Raw genomic sequence first — 18,218 nt, forward strand, 5'->3', positions numbered from 1 at the left:
GGGCGTCACGCCTGTGGGCCCTGGGGTCGCCTACTACGAGGACGCCCCGGAGGGCGGCGGCCGGATCAGCATCCACGCCGCGGTCGAGGTCGCGGGCCGCCTCCAGGACGGTGACTTCCAGGTGCTCGACCTGCCGCCCGTCGACCAGGCGGCGACGATCGTGCACCACGGCTCGATGGACACGGTGCTGCCCACGGCCCAGGCCCTGGCCCGCTGGATCGACGGCAACGGCTACCAGTCGAGCGGATACCCGCGGGAGATCAGCCTGGAGTGTCCGCCGAACCGGGACGAGTGGGTGACTGAGCTGCAGGCGCCGGTGGCCAAGCCCTGACACTCACGGACATCGGTCCCGAACAGCGCCCTCGTGCTCCGAGCGTCATGGCCGGGCAGTCGGTGGCCGCAGTGGTCAGCGGCTGCCCGGCCGCAGTTTCGCGAGCTTTTTGTAGCAGGTCAGTACGGCGGCGAGGCCGAGGAATGCGAGGAAGTGGCTGCCCTTGCGTTCGTATCGGACGGTGAGCGGACGGTAACCGTAGAGCCAGCCGATCGACCGCTCGATCTTCCAGCGGTGCCGGCCCAGCCGCTCGCCCGATTCGATCCCTGGGCGCGCGATGCGCGCGATGAGTCCTCGTGAGCGGAGCCAACCGAGGTGCTCCCTGGAGAAGTACGCTTTGTCCGCGCGGATCTTGACCGGACGCCGTCGTCGCGGCCCTCGCCGGGAGCGTATGGCAGGGATGCCCAGGAGCAGCGGCTTGAAGGCCCGGCTGTCGTGCACGTTCGCCGGACACCGCGACAGTCAGCGGTATGCCCTTTCAGATCCCACTCACGCGGCGCGAGAGCGAAGCCGTCCAGGTCGATGAGCACCGCGTGCCCGTCCCAATGCCGGAGGATGTTCCCGATGCTGGCGTCATCGTGGATCATGCCGAAGGAGAGGACGAAGTCGAGCCGGTCGTAATCCTTGGCGAGCCTTGCCGCTCGCTCCTCCAGGAACGTTCGGTCCTCATCCGAGATACCGTCCAGCCCTTCGAGGGACGCCGCCACCTTGGCCAGCGGATCGAAGTACGGCAGGCCGAGGGATTCCGGTTCTTCGAACCAGTGCAGACGGCGGAGCAAGTCGGCCAACTCGGCGACCGTGGCGTACTCCTCGTGCTCCTGGACGCTCTCCCAGAAGGTGACCGCACGGCCGGCGATGACAAGCGGCTGAGCTGTCGAGGCCGGCACACGCATGGCCGGAAAGTCCTGTGTCTCCAGCCACCGGGCCACGCCCACAGCCCGTTCCATCTCCGCGCGGACCGATGGATCACGCGCGATGCGGACTATGACGGGTAACGAGGTGAGGCGGTAGACCGCATTCGAACCGAGGCGGCTTGGCGCCGCGGAACTCGAGCCCAGCCGTCGCGCAGGCCTCTTGGAGCACGGGCTCCAAGCCCTCCGCCGTGAACTCCGCGCCGCCGCCGTCCGGTCCCCCGCTGCTGCCCGAGATCATGCCTCGAACATACGGGCCGGACCCAGCGCCCGGCAGGCTGCCTACGCAATAGGGGCCTAATGATTCAGGCGTTGGGGCGCTTGCCGTGATTGGCCTTCTTCTTCTTACGGCCGCGTCGCTTGTTCCCTCGCTTTGCCATGGCACACATCTCCCTAAAACGGAACTTTCCATGCCTTTGTCAGTCTAGATTCGGCCCGGGGAGTCCGCATCAGCGGTGCCGCGGCCACAGCACCAGGGCGGCGGCCCCTGGGTGACCACGGGCTTCAAACGCAGCCCCCTGCAGGAACTCACCCTCACCGAGAAGACCGTCAACCGGGCCCTGGCTGCGGCACGGGCACCCGTCGAACGCGGCGTCGCCCGCCTGAAGTCCTGGCGGATCTTCCGCAGATCCCGATGCAGCCCAAACCGCATGACGTCAATCGCCAAAGCCATCCTCGCCCTGGAGCAGCAACGCTGAAGAAGCTCACTGAAGATACCGGGCCAGTACCCCGCTGCGCGTTTCCCTGATGGCGTGGCGGGAGCGGCGCTGGCAGCCTCGAAGCCGCCCGGAACGCTATGCCCTGAGGTAGAGCTGCTCGGCTTCGAGGATGAGGCTTCCCAGTGGATTGTCGTAGGGCCAGGAGTCGGTGATGACACATCCGATGCCACGCAGCCGCTGCGGCTTGGGCGGGAGCGGGGAGGTTGAGAGCTGTACGGCGACCTGCTCCAACTGCTCGCGGAGGGATGTCAATTGCTGGGCGCTGCTCACTCGTCCGTGACCCGCGGTGTGCCGTTGCAGTTCCTCATCGATTCCCGAAAGGGCCTGTCGGGTCGCTGCGAGGGCTTTTTGTGCGGTTGATTCGGACACTATGGCTCCAGCAAGTCCCTGTCGGGGTCCAATACGTACGTCTGTTTTCCGCCGCCAGGTTAGCCGATGCCCTGCTCCGCGACCCGGCCCTCGATGATGGGCGCACCCGGGCGAATCTTCCATTGTTTGAGGAAGGTGATCGGACCGGATGACCGTCTACGGCGATTTCGCCGGAGCGCTGACAGAGTTCCGGCGCGGGCAACAGGATCGCTGGCACCGCAGGAACGAGGATCCAGACGGCTCCGCTTTCATCGAAGCTCGCACGGAGGCTTACCGACTCCGCGGGATCGCCCTCCACGCGTTGTTCCGGGTCCAGCTCATAGCAAGCGCGCGGGCACTGATCGATATCGCGCAGGACTCCTACGCCCTGACATCCACCTTGCACAAGGCAGCCGACAAGACGGAGCTGAGTGCCCTCGTCTCGCAGGCGCGAGAGGTTCTGGAGCAGTTCGTCAAGCTTGCCTCATCGGACGTGCAGTAACGCCGAGGGCCCCAGATCTCTCCGGGGCCCCTCGGCAGCCGTGGACGTTCACGTAATTCCGCAGGCTCTCGCGTTGGGCCCCAGTGCGGTGGTCGCGTCAGCCGGTTGTGCCAGTCGGGAGGCTGGTCTCCCCGCTGATCGCTCCTCAGGGAATTCCCGGTGCGGCGGCGGCCGGCATGACGCCTCCCCCTGTCATCCCGCCGACTCCCGCAGGGCGGTTCAGGGCTGGTCGTCCATCAGGTCGAGGTCCTGCCACATCTGCTGGATCTCGCCGGACGCGCGCAAGGCGTCGTCGTCGGCGAGCTCGCTCAGGACGGCTTGGACGGCGGCGACGACAGCGGTGAGAGACGGGCCGGCGTGGAGACCTTCGATGGGGGTGACGATCAGGTGGTCCGTGTCCTCGGCCAGGGGTGAGGAGCGCAGGTCGGTCAGGACGCTGACGGTGGCGCCGCGTTCGCGGGCGAGACGGGTCAGGCCGTGCAGGGTTCGGGTCAGGCGCCAGACGTTGATGGTGATGAGACAGTCGCCCGGCATGAGCCGGAAGGACCGGGACTCCGTTGGCCGCCCACTCCGCGACCTGCACCGGCGGCACGCCGTCATCGAGCCAGTTCGTCAGGCAGGTGTGCCACAGGTCGTAGACCGTTTTGCCGAGCGGTGAAGCAAAGTCCTCGGGGCGAAGAACCTGCTGCCGCGCAGTCCGCCAGGACCGCCGGACGACGGAGCAACGGATCTGGCGGCTCGCTGTGCCGGCGGCGCCGAGCCACCGGGCGAGCATGGCGGCCTCACTGTGGCCGAGGTCCTTGGTGGCGGTGAGCAAGTGACGTTGTCATGGGCGGCGAGATCACGCAGGTGCTGCACGGCCGGCCGGTGATCGGCGTCCTCCAGTTCGCCGATGTGGCGGTCCCGCAGTTCGCCGATGTGGCGGTCCCGGAACTCCGCGAAGCGCTCCTGATCGTGGTGGTACCAGTGGCGCAGGTCCGTCGACGGCGCCACGTCGCGGAGCCATTCGTCCAGGTGGGCGCGTTCTTTGCTCATTCCGCGGGGCCACAGGTGGTCCACGAGCACTCGCTTGGCGTTCCTCGGCGAGATGTCCTCATAGATCCTCTGAACAGATCCTCCGAACAGATCCTCCGACAACTGGGAACGCCGCGTGGGCGGGGCCGCCGGCTGCGGTCCCGCCCACGCGGTGCTGTCCCGGGTGATCTCCCGGGGTGTGACGTCAGCGCAGGCCGAAGGCCCGGGTGATCGTCTGCGAGACGGTGTTGCCCTCGCTGTCCCGGGCGCCGACCCGGAGGGTGGCGAAGCCGGCCGACCGCGGGGCGCGCAGGTTCGTCCGCCATCCGTCACCGCACCGGCTCAGGTCCGTCCGCTGCCAGGTCGCACCGTCGTCGTACGACACCTCGACGGTCGGTTTCCCGATGGCGGCGGTGGTGCCCGGCAGGTGCGAGGCGGTCACCGTCAGCCCGGCGTGCCGGTCGGCCCGGCCGGACTTGTCGGTGTCCACGCCGTAGTCGAGCTGGATCAGCGGCAGTGACACCGCCGACTCGCTGCCGGTGACCGCGGAGGTGAAGTTCCACTCGGTCAGCGTGTGCGTCGAGTACGGGTTGGCCCAGGCGCCACGGTCGTTGTCGAGGACCAGCCGGTAGGGCAGACGCTCCGCACCGAGCCCGGGAACCTGCAGATACTCGGCGTTGCCCCAGTCGAGCTGCTGGTCGCCCTGGTAGAGCGACATCCAGTCCTTGACGTCGAAGTTCGCGCCGGCCTCGCCGACGTGGCCGGAGCCCGAGTCGCCCCAGCCGGGCGCGGTGATGTACATCGTGTCGAGGTAGCGCACGGGCTGGTAGTTCACCGGGCCCATGCGGGGCCGCTGGATCGGGCCGAACCAGCTGACCTTGCCGGTCTTGCGCGCCGAGTACTGCAGCGGGTCGATCGAGTGCTGTCCGGTCTCGCCCTGGATGAAGGCGTCGTCCAGCCACGTGGTGCCGGCGGTGACCCAGTCGGTGCGCTCGCCCTGGGCGGGCGCCGTGAGCTGGTTACCGACGGCCCAGCCCCGCCAGACGTCCGGACGGAACTCCATCGCCTTGCCCTGCCGGTAGTTCCGGAAGGAGACGTTCACCCGGCCGAGGTCCTTGGGCTCCTCACGCCAGGTCGGGTCCGCCGGGACGGCGCCGGTCCAGTGGTGCACGACGTCGTAGACGTAGTCCGTCGTGGGGTGCGAGGTGACCTTCAGCGACACCGCGCCGTGCCGGAGCGAGCCGATCAGCTCCGCGCCCTGGTCGGCGGTGAGCGTCGCCACCGTCACCGGGGCCGGGCTCTGCGGGCTCCAGGGGTTCTCGTCCCAGGGCTGCAGGCGGCCGACGCCGTCGTTGACGACCAGCAGCAGCCGGGCGCCGGCCGCCGCGGCGGCCTCCGCCTGCGCCTTGATCCCTTCCGTGCCGGAGCCCCGCACCACGACGGCCTGGCCGCGCACGTTCTGCCGCGCGAGCTCCTCGGCCGTGCCGTCGCCGGCGAAGACCGCCGTCAGGTTCCGGCTACCGGCGGGCAGCGGCGTGGCCGCGCGCTTGACCAGCGGGTCGTCGAAGGTCGTCGACTTCGTGCTCAAGGTCAGCGCCGGCTGCTCGAGGCGGAAGCGGGCGCCGGCCTCGAACTCGCCGTCGGTGACCTTCTTGCCGGTCGGGAGCGCCCAGACGCTGTCGTACGACGGGTTGGGCAGCATCGACGTCTCCACCAGGCTGTCGGTGAAGGACCGGTGGGCGTCCAGGCGCGGCGCGACGGCGGTGGTCTGCTGCGGCACGCGTGCCAGGATCCGGCGCGCCTTGCGGCCGTCCAGCGTGACGGTGCGGTCCTGGTCCAGCTTCACGTCGTTGAAGGCGAGCAGCACCATGCCGAGCGAGTGCGGGCCTTCGGCACCCTGCACGTCCCCGGTGAGCCAGCCGCTGTAGCTGCCGACGGGCAGCCGCGTGGTGCCGGTGCCGGACGCGTCGAGGTCCATCACCGTGAAGAGGTGCTCGGCGCTGAGGACGACCCGGCCCGCCAGCGGCTTGCCCGCACGGTCCTTCGCGACGACGGTCAGATTCTGCCGCTGGCCCTCTCGGGCCGCGCCGATCAGGGTCCGGGCGCGAACCGTCCCGGCGCCGTCCGTACCGGTGATCACGGCGCTGACCGACTGGTCGCCCGCCAGCTTGTCCAGAGCCGCGGTCAGCGTGACCGTGGCGGTGCCGTGCGCGGGCACGGTGACATGGTCCTCGGAGAGGCTGAACAACCCGGCCGGGACGGTGCCGTTGACCGCCAGGTCGAGGCTGACCGGGGCGTCGCCGACGTCGGTGTACGTCACTGTCTGGACGTCGGTCTCCCCGGGCTTCGGGGGCCACGTGTGGAAGCCGGAGTAGGCGGTCGTGGTGGCGAAGACCGTGGTGTGCACGGCCGCGAGCGCGTCGAGCCGGCCGGCGCCCGCCTGGTACGGGGTGTACGCCGGGGTTGCCTTGGCGCTGCTGACCAGCGCCTCCTTGAGCTGGGTGCCCGTCCAGTCGGGGTGCTCGGAGGCGAGGAGCGCGGCGGCACCGGCGACGTGCGGCGTCGCCATCGACGTGCCGCTCATCGTGGTGTAGTAGCCGGAGCCGCGCTTGTAGTGCGAGCGCGCCGCGACGATGTCGACGCCGGGCGCGGTGATCTCCGGCTTCAGCCCGCCGTCGCCGTCACGCGGGCCCTGGCTGGAGAAGTCGGCGAGCGTGTCGGTGGCGTCGACGGCGCCGACGGTCAGCGCGGAGTCTGCGGCACCGGGGCTGCTGATGGAGTGCGGGCCGCCGTTGCCCGCCGCGATCACGAACAACGCGCCCGTGTCGTGGCTGAGTTCGTCGACGGCCTGGCTCATCGGGTCGGTCTTGTCACCGCCGCCGCCCAGGCTCATGCTGATGATCCTGGCCTTCTGGTCGCGGGCGGCCCACTCCATGCCCGCGATGATCCAGGATTCCTGGCCGCTGCCCTCGGAGTTGAGCACCTTGCCGACGGCCAGCCGGGCGCCGGAGGCGACACCTCGCTCCTTGCCGTCGGAGGCACTGCCCGTGCCGACGATGGTCGAGGCGACGTGCGTGCCGTGGCCGTTGTAGTCGGCTATGTCGTCCTCGCCGGGGACGAAGCTGGCGCTGTCGGACACCTGCCCGACCAGGTCCGGGTGTTCGGTGTCCGCGCCGGTGTCGAGCATCGCGACCTTCACGCCCTGGCCGGTGTTGCCCTCCGCCCATACCTTCTGCGCGCCGATCTGGGCGGTGGAGTCGGCCAGGTCGGCCTTCACCTTGCCGTCGAGCCACACGTTGGCGACGCCGCCCGCGAAGGACGGCTTCGCGGACCGGGCCGCCGCGCCGGAACCCCCGGTGAGCGAGGACCAGAACTCCGGTGCCTGCCTGTGGTTCTGCGCGAGGGCCGCGCCCTGGATGCTGTCCAGGCGGCGGACGTCGGTAGAGCCGGCCATCTTCGTCCGGGTGCGGGCCTTGGCGGCGGCTGCGGTGTAGCGCACGATCAGCGGCAGCCGGGAGCTGTGCGCGTCGTCGTAGCCCTCGGTGATCAGCCGCGTCACGTTGAAGAGCTGCTTGTCGAGTTTGCCGGCGCTCACGTACGGCAGGGCGGCGTCGGGGTAGACATAGGTGGCGCCGTCCACGACAGCGCGGTGGAAGCCGGTGGTGGCTCCGCTCGCGGCCTGGAAGGAGCGCACGACGGTGCCGTCGGCGGCGGTCCCGATGGTGACCTTGTCACCCGTGATCAGGGTGACGGTGTGCGTGCCGGCATCGCCGGGGGTTTGGTGTCCGGCGTCGTTGTGCGACACCTCACCGGCGGAGTATGCGGACACAGCGGCAGTCGCCGGTACGACGCCGAGTGTTAGCGCGGCCGCCACGGCGAGGGCGATCGGCCCGGGCCGGGGGATGGGAACCTTGGGCAAGGAAGACTCCTGAGACGCGGCGAAGAGCGAAAGATCACTGGATCCTCGGGCCTCCCCCACCGCCGTTCAAGGGGTCGCACCTGTCGCTCTTGTGCCATGGCACAGTTACGCCGCGGGCAGACGGGGTCGTCGGCCACCGCGCGTCCGGGGGACGGCGGCGGACCGCCCCATCAATTCGGCGTGTCGAGGGACGGAGCAACGGGCCTGCGGAGCATCCCGGTCGGCGGCTTGGCGCATGCCCTCCGCCGGGGCGGAGGGCAGGTGCGGCGGGCCCGCGCTCTCACGTCATCGATGGGTGACGGGCCTTTCCGCGGGGGCCGACAGCCCCACAGCCGGTATGCAGCTGCCGGCCGGCGACAACGACGACCTGTCCGCGGCCGCCCTTGCTGCCCTCCGCGCTTGCTGCCCTCCGCGGCGGCGCCACCGCGGTTCGCGAATGCGGTGATCAGTAGTGACCGCACGCGACCGATGACCGGAATATGCGCCATATCGCAGATATGCCTTGTGTGGCAATATGTGATATGTGGCCTTTGGTGCTGAAGACAGGCGAGAGGAGTGCGTCATGATCGCCAAACTGCTCGGCAAGCTGTCCTTCACCCGCCACTACGGTGCGTACGGGTCCTCCGAATGGGATGCGTACGCCGGCGACGACTAGGACTGACCGCACTGCTGGCGGGCGCCCCCGGGAGCCCGCCAGTTCCCCGCCACTCTGCCGACGACATCGGCCTGGACAGTACGAGAGCCAGGGACGATTTCATGGGCCGAAGGAATGAGCCGCCGCGGTTGCCCGAAGGCAGCTTCGCGGCCTGGAGCCGCGACCGGCTGGCATTGGCGCGGCGTGGCGCTGAAGAGTGTGGGGACGTCTGGCAGCTGGAGCCGGGTGTCTACGTAGCCACCGCGGCCGGACCGTGTGAAGCAGTCCTGCGCCGCGCGCAGGACTTCCCCAAGGCGCCCTCGCCTCTCTTCCCGCCGTTGAAGCGGTCGAGCGGAGCACCGACGCCCGAGGAGCGTGCGCACGCTCACGCCGCCCGCATGCGCGGGCTACGTGCGCAGGCGGTTGCAGCCCGGATCGGTGAGATCGCGCCCCGGACCGCTCTATTTGCCGACCAGTGGCCCACGGGCCAGGACGTCGAGATCCTGCCCCCGGTCCGGCACACCCTGGCAGAGATCGGCGTGAGCTACCTCTTCTCCGAAGACGCTCCCACCTTGCTGCCCTATGCCGCACAGCTCTTCCTGGCCCGGGAGGTGCTCGTACGCCCCTCGCGTTGGGTATGGCCGCGCTGGATCCCCACACCGGCACGGCGGTTCCGCACACGGCAGCAAGTCGCCTTCACCGACGCTCTGCGGCCCATCGTCCGCCGGCGTCGTTCATCGGGCCGGCTCGGTGACGACATGCTGGGACAGATGCTCCGGCCCTCCCCCCACTACGGCCCGGTGCCGGAAGAGGCCATCCTCGACACCCTCCCCGGAATCACCGTCGCCACCTTCGAGACCCCTACCCGGGCAGCCGGATGGATCCTGCTCCACCTGGCCCGGCACCCCCAGGCAGCGGACCGCGTCGCGGCCGAAGCCGCCTCGCTGCCCGCGGACCCGGCCGCGACGACCAGCACCCACCTCGGCAGCCTGCAATACACCCAGGCACTGGTCAGTGAGGTGCTCCGGCTGTACCCCCCGAGCTGGCTACTGACCCGGCGCGCGCCGCGTCAGACTCAGCTCGCCGACTACACCATCGACGCCGGGTCCACCGTTCTCGTCTGCCCTTACACCGCCCACCGCGACGCACGGGAATTCTCCGAGCCGGACCGGTTCCAGCCCGAGCGCTGGCTCGATGATTCGGGTTCGCCGGCGAAACCCGGGGTCTTCCTCTCTTTCGGTACCGGGCCGCACGGCTGCGAGGGAGCCGCTCTGGCCATGGCGATGCTGACGCTCCTGACTGCGCAGACCGCCCGCTGCCACCACTTGAGCGAGCCGCCCGGACCGGAACCCAGCTACCAGGTCACCACCCTCGAAGGTCTCGCAACTGTCGGCTTGCGTCTGCGCGCCACCTCGCGCGGCTGAGGGCAGTCCTGCTTTCGGTGGCAGGCCGCCTGCACCAGCGAACAGCGAACGTCGACAAGGTTCGAGTGCCGTTCCGCACACGCCTGGATGACCAGCTCATGGTTGGCTCAGCGTGTGTCGCTGGTCGAACTCGTCGGCGAGCATGCCCATCATGACGAGGTCGTGGTGCCGGCCGGCGAAGAAGACGTGTTTCCGCAAGCGCCCCTCCTCGGTGAAGCCGAGCCGACGGAAAAGTGTCAGCGATGCCTCGTTGTGGGCGAAGATCGCTGCCAGGCATTTGTGATAGCGCCGCTCGGCGAACATGAAGCGCAGCAGCAGCACAAGGGCTTCTGCCGCGTAGCCCCTGCGCCGGTGGTCAGCGCCGATGGTGATATCACACTCGAACCAGCCTGAACGAGGGCCGGTGCGATGCGAGCCGACTGTGCCGACCAGCTCTCCCGTGGCCGTCGCTTCGACCGCCAACCGGAAGCGGTCGTCATCGCACTCGGCAACGGCTTGCTCCTTCGCCCAGGCACGGTAGCTCTCGGCGGACCGCGGCAGATCCAGCCGGCTCCCTCGCCGCCCGTCATCGTCGGCGAAGCGCATGAACGCCGTCCAGTCGTCGGGCTCGACAGCGCGTAGGCGGACCCGATCACCAGTCCAGGACGATGCCATGCCTTATTTGATCACGCTGCTGTGCGGGCGAGGCCGAGAGGCACACCGGGGCGAGACCGACTCCCGCCTTCTTCTGTCGGCATCCGCCCTGGCCGGCGCTTGATCTCTGCTGATCCTCGGCGAGTGCCCCGGCGGCCGAAGAAGTGCAGGGCCGGCTCTCCGGCCTGCGGCCATCTGATCGATCAACACTGGACTCGCCTGGTATCGGTGCCGTTGTCTACGCTGATTCTCTGACGGTATTTCGGCGCACCTTGCCACACGGTTTCCGTCGAAACGGCAATCCAGAAGAGCGCCTCTCACGTCACCAAAATGCAGCCGCAACCAGGGATACGTCCCCCGTCCGGCGCCGATCGCCTTGGCCGCGATGATCAGTTCTTTCCATGAAGACCCGACGAGCACGGTGCACCCCCTCGCACTGCGCAGGGGGGCAGCGGCCGGATCCTCCCTCGTTGTGCACCGGGGTGGCGCCGGCTTGAGGGTCTGCAGCTCCCACTCCCTGTGGAGGTCGGGGTGAAAGTTGTCGTTGATCTTTCCCGTTGTGAGGGGTATGCGCAGTGCGCGTTCCTGGCTCCGGAGGCGTTCCGGATGCACGGTGAGGAAGCGCTCATGTACGACCCGAACCCCGACGACGCCCGGCGCGACCAGGTGCTACGCGCCGCGGCGGCCTGTCCGGTCCAGGCGATCCTGGTCGACCGGCTGGATGCGCGGCACGCACCGGCGGAGACGTCGCCGTCATGACCGGTGCCGACAACCTGCGTGCGTTCAAGCGCGACGGCCGCATCGTGGTCGTCGGGGCATCGCTGGCCGGGCTGCGGGCCGCGGAGGCTCTGCGAGACGAGGGTTTCACCGGATCGTTGACCATGATCGGTGACGAGTTGGGCGAGCCCTACGACCGGCCGCCCCTGTCCAAGCAAGTACTGACCGGGTGGGTGCCGGCCGGGGGCACCACTTTGCCCCGCCGTCGTGGCATCGACGCGGAGTGGCTGCTGGGCGTGCCCGCCAGCGGGCTGGACCTCGCGACGAACCAGGTGCGTCTCGCCGACGGACGCGAGGTTCCCTTCGACCGGGTGCTGATCTCCACCGGGGTACGGGCCCGGCCCTGGTTCGTCGAGTCCGAGGCGGCCCTGGACGGAGTGTTCGTGGTACGTACGCGCGAGCACGCCGAGAGCCTGCAGCGGGCCCTCGCCGCCGGGCCCTCCCGGGTGCTGGTCATCGGTGCGGGATTCACCGGCTCCGAGATCGCCTCCGTCTGCCGCGAGCGGGACATCCCGGTGACCGTCGCCGAACTCGCTCCGGCCCCGCTGGTCGGGGCTCTCGGCGCCATGATCGGCGAGGTCGCGGCCGGCATGCAGCGCGCTCATGGTGTCGACCTGCGGTGCGGTGTCAAGGTCGCCCGGCTGGAGGGCGACGCGCAGGGACGGTTTCGCCGTGCTCACTTCGACGACGGCAGTACGGTCGACGCCGATGTGGCGGTGGTGGCGCTCGGGAGCATCCGCAACACCGAGTGGCTGCGGGAGTCGGGACTGGCGGCGGGCGTGTGGGGAATCACCTGTGACACGGGTTGCCGCGCCCTCGACATCAGTGGACGCGTCACCGACGACGTCTTCGCCGCGGGAGACGTGGCACGTTGCCCGAACCCCGTCTACGACCACCGGCTCATCGCACTGGAGCACTGGGCCAACGCCGTGGAGCAGGCCGAGGTCGCGGCCCACAACATGGTCAGCGCCCCGGCGGACCGCCGGCCCCACCTGTCCGTCCCGCTGTTCTGGTCGATCCAGTTCGGCGTCAACATCAAGTCCGTCGGCGTGCCGACCTTCGCCGACGAGGTGGTCGTCACCCAGGGATCGCTGGACGACCACCGTTTCGTCACCGCATATGGCTATCGGGGCCGCGTCACGGCTGCCGTGAGCTTCAACAACGGCAAGTCGCTGGGACACTACCGGCGGTTGATCGAGACGGCCGCACCTTTCCCGCCCCCCTGCCCCACGCCGGACCAGCCGGCCGACATGAAACCGGTGCCCGTCGACTTCCCCGGCCCCGCCCTGCTCACGCAGGGCGCCACGGTGGTCGTCACAGGCCATGACCCGGGTGAGCACCGTGTCACGGCCGTGCGCCGGCATCGGCAGCAAGAAGGCCGGACGACCACGACCGGGACGCCCGGCACGCTACAACGGATCTTCGACTACTCCGCCCGGGCCGACCCCTACCCGCTGTATGCCGAGTTGCGCAGGACGCCGGTGGCCCGGCAGGAGGACGGCAGCTACGTCGTCAGCGCCCATCGCGAGATCACGGACATACTGAATGACCCGCATCTGAGTTCCGACGTGCGCAATCTGTCGTGTCCGATGCCCTCGGTCGAGGGCGGGGCCCCGTCGTCGTTCATCCACATGGACTCGCCCGAGCACGATCGCCTGCGGCGTATGGCGATGCGTGGCTTCGGCCCCCCGCACACCCCTGGGCTGGTGACTGGCCTCGAAGGCTTCCTGACCGCCACCGTCGGCAGCCTGATCGACGATTTGGCGGGCAAGGAGCGGATCGACGTCGTCGACGATTTCGCCTTCCCGTTCCCCGTGACCGTGACCTGTCACTTGCTCGGCGTGCCGCGCGAGGACGAGCCGAGGTTCCACCTCTGGGTGAACGACATCATGAACTCGGTCGACTACGACCCCGAGACCGACCCGAAGGAGAAACTGGACAAGGGCGTACAGGCCCGCAATGACTTGCGGCAGTGCCTCGGCGAGCTGGTGGAACAGCGCCACGGCCGGACGGGAGACGGCTTGCTCTCACGGCTGGCCAACGACGACGGGCCCGACGGTCGGATGGCCGACGAGGAGATCGTCGCCACCGCCAAACTGCTCCTCGTCGCCGGCCATGAGACCCTCGTCAACCTCATCACCAACGGCATGCTGACGCTGCTGCGCCATCCGCAGGTGCTGCAGCGACTGCGCGACGAACCGGACCTCGTCGTGCCGCTGGTCGAGGAACTACTGCGCTACGAGCCCCCCGTGCAGATCATTCCCTGGCGGGTGGCGTACAGCGACATCACGGTCGCCGACACCGTCATCCCCCAGGGCTCGCAGATCATGCTCATGCTGGCCTCGGGCAGCCGCGATCCGAAGCGCTTCCACGATCCGGACCGCTTCGACCCGGATCGGCGTGACAACCAGCACCTGGGGTTCGGCAGCGGCATCCACCTGTGTTTCGGCGGCCCGCTGGCCCGGCGGGAAACCCAGATCGCGCTGACCGAGCTGGTACGCCGCCTCGACCGACCCAGGCTGGTCGCCGACCCGCCGCCGTACCGGCCCAGTGCCGTTCTTCGGGGTCCGATCCATCTGGACATCGAGCAGGGTCACGGTTGACGGGGCAGCCGAGGGCAGTCGGTTTCCGAAAAGCACACCAACCCTTGGCCGGCAGGCCGCCCAAGTCGCTTCGGGACAAAGCGGTCGCTCCGTAGGACGCGGGCGCATGGCACATCGCCTGCTGAAGGTTGTACCCCTGCCTCAAGGGCACTCGGTCAGTGAGCGCGGAGGTACCGAGATGAGTGTCGGAGAGAAAACCAAGGCAAAGGCCGAACAGGTTGTCGGAAAGACCGTGCGAAAGGCGGCCCACGCGGTGCACAAGGAAGGCCTCGCAGCAAAGGGTGCCGCCCTGGAAGCGCGGGGCAGGATGCGGGGTGCGAAAGAGAGGACCAAGGAATCCTTCAAGCGCTGACAGCGTCAGGGCACTCACGGAGCGCGGGGTCTAGTTGTTCGTGCGACGGCATCGCTGGACGCAAGCGGTGTCAGTCCTGCCGTGCACAATGCCGTCCATGAGTGAGCGCTACGAGGTCGTCTTTTCCTGCTACTTGCGCGACGACACCCCCGAACGGGTCATGGCCGCCCTGCGGTGGCACTTGGGCATGGACACCGAGTTCCCCGAAGGTCTCGACGACCAGGACGGATACCTGTACCCCCTACTCGTCCCCGATGACCACGCCAACCGCCGGGTGCCCGGTGGAGACGTCGTGTCCCTGCGTCGCGAGGTGCAGGAGTTCACGGAATCCGGGGAGCGGTACGAATGGGAACTTTTCGCACGCAACGGCTGGATCGACGACTCCATGCATTACCTCCGGGGCCTGTTGGACCTGCTGGCCCCACACATCGCGCAGCCCGGCTACGGGGGCCACTTCCGCCACATGTCCGACACCGAAGTGGCCGTCTTCGACTTCCACGACGGAACGTACGAGCCCATCAAGATATGGGGTGTCGACCCGCGGTGACGGGCGGCAAAGAGTTCGCTCCCCTCATGACCCACCGAACGGAAAACAGCGGCGGAACACAGGCCGCCTCTCCAGGACGATGAACGGCTGTCTGTCGTCAGCCCGCGTTCGTCCATGCATCCGGGCGGGGCACCAGCACTGCGGAGACCACCGCGTGGGACGAGGCCATGACATCGGCCACGAACCGCAGGGTGCTGGCCCACACCGCCGGATGCAGCGTCGCGCCATGCCTCCAGTCCGGGTCGCCCAGGGCGCGGCTGCGCTCCCGCTCGTCCTCGAACCGTCTTGTCCACTTGGCGAAGCCGCCCGTACGCATCCGGTCTCCCCTCTCCCGGACACGGCCATCGTGCCCCGGAGAGGGACGACGCCGGCGGACATCAGACCGTTCCACTGCTGCCAGGCGCCCGCAGCTCACAGATTCATGCACGAGCGGTGCGAGAGACCTGCCCGTCCCCTGGTGAAGGGCCGCTTCCCCGAGGCGCGCTCCGCTGATCGGGCTCCCAAAGCCGGTGTCGCAGGTTCGAGTCCTGCCGGAGGCACCATGCGGTAAGCCGCTGAACCGGGGTTTCTTCCCCCTGAGAGGCGCCCTGTTCGGCCCAGTCACCCGATCGCACCGGCCGCTGCCGGGGAACGGACGAGGGAGGACTCGTGCACAGCGAATACGGCGTCGCAACGACCACGGACACCGGCATCGTGGGTGGCGATGACCACGGCGCATCCGGCCTCGCTCATCTCACGAAGGATGTCGATGACGACCGTGCTGTTGTCTTCGTCGAGTGCACCCGTCGGCTCGTCCGCGAGCACGAGGGCCGGCCGCTGGACCATGAGACGGGCCAGAGCCACGCGCTGCTGTTCGCCACCACTGAGGTGGTAGATCTTCTCCTTCTCCCGCCCCGCCAGACCGACACGGTCAAGGGCTTCAGCGACAGCGGTACTGCCCTTGTTCTTGCTCTTACCCGTACCCGTACCCTTGCCCTCGCTCTGAGCCAACCGCCGTGGCTTGGCCACCACTTCCAGGTTCTCGACGACCGTCGCGTTCTCGATCAGCGCATAGTGCTGAAACAGATAGCCGAGGGTGTCACGGCGGAACCGACGGACATCACTTCGGCCGAATCGGGTGATGTCCTTCCCCTCGTGCCGGATCGTCCCGGTACTCGGCCTGTCGAGCAGCCCGAGACAGTTCAGGAGGGTCGACTTACCCGATCCACTCGGACCTACAAGGGCAAGCATCTCACCACGATTGACCGTGAGGTTGACATCGCGCCACAAAGTCCGGGCGCCGAAGACCTTCGAAAGATTCTCGATTTCGATCACAACATACTCCGGCTGAGTGGAGGGTTTTCCGCACGGGCGGGGCTCACGACTCCGTCGCCCCTTCCTTCACGATGCGGCGATGGAAGAACGCGAGAGCGAGCAGCACGGCTCCCAATTCGAAAACAACAAGACCGGTGATGACGGTGAGATCCAGTGCGCCGATGTGAATCGGCTCGAAGGGGGCAGGCGCACCGGCCGCGGCAAACCTCTCCAGTTCCTGGTTCTGCTGCCAGGCCTGGAAGGGGACCCGCGTCGCGAAGACAAGCGCGATAGCCACCTCCACGGCGAGCACGAAGCGGTGGTTGGCGACATATCTCCAGCCGCCGATGTGTCGTACGAATATGCTCTGTGCGTTCTTTCGCGAGTAGATGAGACAGACACCGACCCCGGCGATGAGGAGCACTATCACGGCAACAACGAGGTCGAATATTTGAAGCCGGAGCTTGGTGACCGAACTCCGTAGGTCCAGAGCGGTTTTCTGCCCGACCGGGCTCACCGAGTTCACGTAGTTCTGGACTTTCTTCGCCTCGATGGCGTTCAGCACGTCAGCAGGGTCGGGGAAGACCACTCCCGCCTGAGTGGCGAACGAGGTATAGGCGTCATCCGTGAGGAAATGTGAACCATTGGGGACGGCGACAATGATCGGGTCGCGCACCAGGGACCTGTCCTCGTCCGCACTGTGCGCGGAATTATAGACGTACGTGCCGGTGCTGTAGCCGAAGAGGCGCTGTCCGTTTCTACTGCTGAGTGTTTCCATCGGGATGTGCCTACTGAGATCCGGATCGATGATCTCGGAGGCCGCCTTGGCGATCGTCGCCGTGTGCGAGGAGAGGGAATCGGGAATGATGACCCGTACCGAGCGGGAGTCGGGCGCCTTGTCACTCCGGGCCTCAGACATGTAACGCTGTCCCGCCGGGTCGAAAACCGGCTGCTTGCCGAGATATGTGTCGTTGACGATGAGAATCTCTCCGGCCGGCAGCCGCGCGTCCGGCGCGGAGACCTGGAGGTCCCTGCGCCCGGCGACAATGACCTCACCCCGCTTGTCGGCCTGGCGCAGCCACGGACCGACATGGTCGTTCAGTTGGTCCATGTGCATGGCGAAGGCGCCGTTGAGGCGGATCGAGACCGCATCACCCACGGTGCCGTAGATGTCCCGGTTCTCCTGGCGGGTCAGTACGTCCCGGCTCGCGAGCGTGACGTTCGTGGCGATACCAAGAGCGAGCAGCAGCGCGGGGATGCGTACGAGGTAGACGCTGACGGACGCCGCCCGTGAAGGCAGTTCGCCCTTGAGGGCGTGCAGTACGTCGACCTTGTAGGTCAGAGCCAGCGCGCCCGCGTGAGTGGCCAGCGCCAGGGAGACGAGCAGGGCGGCGATGCCCGCGGCCAGCGAAGCGAACAGCCCCAGCCAGGCGAGGCCGTTGTAGAAGCCGAGGAAGGCGAGCGCCGCGACCGTCACGGTGGCGACCGCGATCAGCCAGAACACCGCCAACTGCCGTAGCTCGCGAAGAAGGATGCCGGCGAAGGACATGCCCTGCATCCGCAGGACTCCGTACGACTTCGCGTTGAGCAGCACGCTCGCGCCGGTCATCGTCAGCGCCGCGAGGGCGACCACGCAGAAGGCCCAGTACAGGGGATCGTCCGAGTATCGGTCGACCAGTTCGGTGTACGACAAGGGGTGGGTGACGGCTACGGTCATGCCGAGGTCGTCGAGCTTCGTTTTCAAGGCATCGGCGGCCGCGGCTGATCCGAACACGTAGTAGGAACCGCGAGGGTCCTGTTGTCCGATCTCGGAGATCGGATGCACGCGCGTCTCGTAGTTCCTGCTGAACGCCGGATAGCCCTTGTCCAACCAGTCCGCAGTCACGGAATGGGGGCCGCCCGGGGCCAGGTAAAGATGCCGAATCCCGTCCGGGTTCTTCAGATCGGCCACCTCGCGGGCCACCCCGACTTCGTGCTCGGCCGAGAAAGACTTGATTTCCCGGACGACTTGAGCACCGCTGACAGAATTGTCCGAATCCGCCACGTCGACCAGGGCCGAGTTTCCCAGGACCCCGCTCTCGTCCAGGCCGCGCAGGAACAGAAAGGCCAGGACTGCGGAGAAGGCCAGGACGGCGGCGTGGACGAATCGTATACCTCGATGCAGCATGGGATACCTAGGTCGAGGGCGCTCGGGAGCACCCGTCCGGGAAT

At 68.2% G+C, this 18,218-nt stretch carries 15 protein-coding genes and 5 pseudogenes; 9 read left to right on the forward strand and 11 right to left on the reverse strand.

Annotated elements, in window-relative coordinates; genetic code table 11:
* A partial coding sequence (locus ACWGJB_RS13250; protein ID WP_453380293.1) for a GyrI-like domain-containing protein occupies positions 1-331 on the forward strand: 331 nt, incomplete at its 5' end.
* Between the two features lie 75 nt (positions 332-406).
* On the opposite strand, the gene ACWGJB_RS13255 is transcribed toward ACWGJB_RS13250, so the two are convergent.
* The 3 genes and pseudogenes from ACWGJB_RS13255 to ACWGJB_RS13265 all read right to left on the reverse strand — a co-directional run bounded on the left by ACWGJB_RS13255 (position 407) and on the right by ACWGJB_RS13265 (position 1,622).
* On the reverse strand, positions 407-772 hold the full coding sequence (locus ACWGJB_RS13255) for a transposase (RefSeq protein ID WP_453380294.1): 366 nt from the start codon (positions 770-772) through the stop codon (positions 407-409).
* A 98-nt stretch (positions 773-870) separates the two neighbouring features.
* Positions 871-1,389: pseudogene (locus tag ACWGJB_RS13260) on the reverse strand (phosphotransferase); the annotation flags it as partial.
* Between the two features lie 158 nt (positions 1,390-1,547).
* Complete coding sequence (locus ACWGJB_RS13265; protein WP_099504217.1) at positions 1,548-1,622, reverse strand: 50S ribosomal protein bL37; 75 nt, start codon at positions 1,620-1,622, stop codon at positions 1,548-1,550.
* A gap of 90 nt (positions 1,623-1,712) precedes the next feature.
* Here ACWGJB_RS13265 and ACWGJB_RS13270 point away from each other — a divergent pair.
* Positions 1,713-1,940 (forward strand): annotated as a pseudogene (locus ACWGJB_RS13270) (transposase family protein); the annotation flags it as partial.
* 96 nt (positions 1,941-2,036) lie between these two features.
* Here ACWGJB_RS13270 and ACWGJB_RS13275 read toward each other — a convergent pair.
* The gene (locus tag ACWGJB_RS13275; RefSeq protein WP_453380295.1) at positions 2,037-2,213 is read right to left on the reverse strand and encodes a hypothetical protein; all 177 of its coding nucleotides are present in this window, start codon (positions 2,211-2,213) and stop codon (positions 2,037-2,039) included.
* 265 nt (positions 2,214-2,478) lie between these two features.
* Here ACWGJB_RS13275 and ACWGJB_RS13280 point away from each other — a divergent pair, with 265 nt between their 5' ends.
* Positions 2,479-2,811, forward strand: a complete 333-nt coding sequence (locus ACWGJB_RS13280; RefSeq protein WP_453380296.1) for a hypothetical protein — start codon at positions 2,479-2,481, stop codon at positions 2,809-2,811.
* A gap of 219 nt (positions 2,812-3,030) precedes the next feature.
* Here ACWGJB_RS13280 and ACWGJB_RS13285 read toward each other — a convergent pair whose 3' ends face one another.
* The 3 genes and pseudogenes from ACWGJB_RS13285 to ACWGJB_RS13295 all read right to left on the reverse strand — a co-directional run bounded on the left by ACWGJB_RS13285 (position 3,031) and on the right by ACWGJB_RS13295 (position 7,744).
* Entirely contained in the window at positions 3,031-3,345 is a 315-nt protein-coding gene (locus ACWGJB_RS13285) for a hypothetical protein (protein WP_453380676.1), read from the reverse strand.
* Positions 3,346-3,568: 223 nt separating this feature from the next.
* A pseudogene (locus ACWGJB_RS13290) lies at positions 3,569-3,936 on the reverse strand (DUF488 domain-containing protein); the annotation flags it as partial.
* Between the two features lie 94 nt (positions 3,937-4,030).
* On the reverse strand, positions 4,031-7,744 hold the full coding sequence (locus ACWGJB_RS13295; RefSeq protein WP_453380297.1) for a S8 family serine peptidase: 3,714 nt from the start codon (positions 7,742-7,744) through the stop codon (positions 4,031-4,033).
* Positions 7,745-8,527: 783 nt separating this feature from the next.
* Between ACWGJB_RS13295 and ACWGJB_RS13300 the strand changes: the two genes are divergently transcribed.
* On the forward strand, positions 8,528-9,802 hold the full coding sequence (locus ACWGJB_RS13300) for a cytochrome P450 (RefSeq protein WP_453380298.1): 1,275 nt from the start codon (positions 8,528-8,530) through the stop codon (positions 9,800-9,802).
* 96 nt (positions 9,803-9,898) lie between these two features.
* Here ACWGJB_RS13300 and ACWGJB_RS13305 read toward each other — a convergent pair whose 3' ends face one another.
* Entirely contained in the window at positions 9,899-10,456 is a 558-nt protein-coding gene (locus tag ACWGJB_RS13305) for a GNAT family N-acetyltransferase (RefSeq protein WP_453380299.1), read from the reverse strand.
* 510 nt (positions 10,457-10,966) lie between these two features.
* Between ACWGJB_RS13305 and ACWGJB_RS13310 the strand changes: the two genes are divergently transcribed.
* The 5 genes and pseudogenes from ACWGJB_RS13310 (at position 10,967) to ACWGJB_RS13330 (ending at position 14,714) form a co-directional block, all read left to right on the forward strand.
* Entirely contained in the window at positions 10,967-11,194 is a 228-nt protein-coding gene (locus ACWGJB_RS13310) for a ferredoxin (RefSeq protein ID WP_453380300.1), read from the forward strand.
* Positions 11,191-12,561 (forward strand): annotated as a pseudogene (locus ACWGJB_RS13315) (NAD(P)/FAD-dependent oxidoreductase); the annotation flags it as partial. The gene ACWGJB_RS13310 and the pseudogene ACWGJB_RS13315, both read left to right, overlap by 4 nt.
* 132 nt (positions 12,562-12,693) lie before the next feature.
* Positions 12,694-13,815 carry a cytochrome P450 gene (locus ACWGJB_RS13320; RefSeq protein ID WP_453380649.1) on the forward strand — a complete coding sequence of 374 codons (1,122 nt, stop codon included), beginning with the start codon at positions 12,694-12,696 and terminating at the stop codon, positions 13,813-13,815.
* Positions 13,816-13,993: 178 nt separating this feature from the next.
* The gene (locus ACWGJB_RS13325; protein WP_453380301.1) at positions 13,994-14,167 is read left to right on the forward strand and encodes a hypothetical protein; all 174 of its coding nucleotides are present in this window, start codon (positions 13,994-13,996) and stop codon (positions 14,165-14,167) included.
* A 97-nt stretch (positions 14,168-14,264) separates the two neighbouring features.
* Positions 14,265-14,714, forward strand: a complete 450-nt coding sequence (locus ACWGJB_RS13330) for a hypothetical protein (RefSeq protein WP_453380302.1) — start codon at positions 14,265-14,267, stop codon at positions 14,712-14,714.
* Between the two features lie 181 nt (positions 14,715-14,895).
* Here the strand turns inward: ACWGJB_RS13330 and ACWGJB_RS13335 are convergent.
* The 3 genes and pseudogenes from ACWGJB_RS13335 to ACWGJB_RS13345 all read right to left on the reverse strand — a co-directional run.
* Positions 14,896-15,030, reverse strand: a pseudogene (locus ACWGJB_RS13335) (ferritin-like domain-containing protein); the annotation flags it as partial.
* 284 nt (positions 15,031-15,314) lie between these two features.
* The gene (locus ACWGJB_RS13340) at positions 15,315-16,028 is read right to left on the reverse strand and encodes an ABC transporter ATP-binding protein (RefSeq protein WP_453380303.1); all 714 of its coding nucleotides are present in this window, start codon (positions 16,026-16,028) and stop codon (positions 15,315-15,317) included.
* Between the two features lie 43 nt (positions 16,029-16,071).
* Positions 16,072-18,174, reverse strand: coding sequence for a hypothetical protein (locus ACWGJB_RS13345; protein ID WP_453380304.1), 2,103 nt, complete (start codon positions 18,172-18,174; stop codon positions 16,072-16,074).
* Positions 18,175-18,218: the final 44 nt, after the last annotated feature.

The organism is Streptomyces sp. NPDC054813 (genome assembly GCF_053611365.1).

Bases quoted from the DNA above. Each gene is read 5' to 3' on its own strand.
- ACWGJB_RS13280 (WP_453380296.1), top strand. From the start codon at position 2,479: ATGACCGTCTACGGCGATTTCGCCGGAGCGCTGACAGAGTTCCGGCGC.
- ACWGJB_RS13285 (WP_453380676.1), bottom strand. From the start codon at position 3,345: ATGCCGGGCGACTGTCTCATCACCATCAACGTCTGGCGCCTGACCCGA.
- ACWGJB_RS13305 (WP_453380299.1), bottom strand. From the start codon at position 10,456: ATGGCATCGTCCTGGACTGGTGATCGGGTCCGCCTACGCGCTGTCGAG.
- ACWGJB_RS13325 (WP_453380301.1), top strand. From the start codon at position 13,994: ATGAGTGTCGGAGAGAAAACCAAGGCAAAGGCCGAACAGGTTGTCGGA.
- ACWGJB_RS13330 (WP_453380302.1), top strand. From the start codon at position 14,265: ATGAGTGAGCGCTACGAGGTCGTCTTTTCCTGCTACTTGCGCGACGAC.
- ACWGJB_RS13345 (WP_453380304.1), bottom strand. From the start codon at position 18,174: ATGCTGCATCGAGGTATACGATTCGTCCACGCCGCCGTCCTGGCCTTC.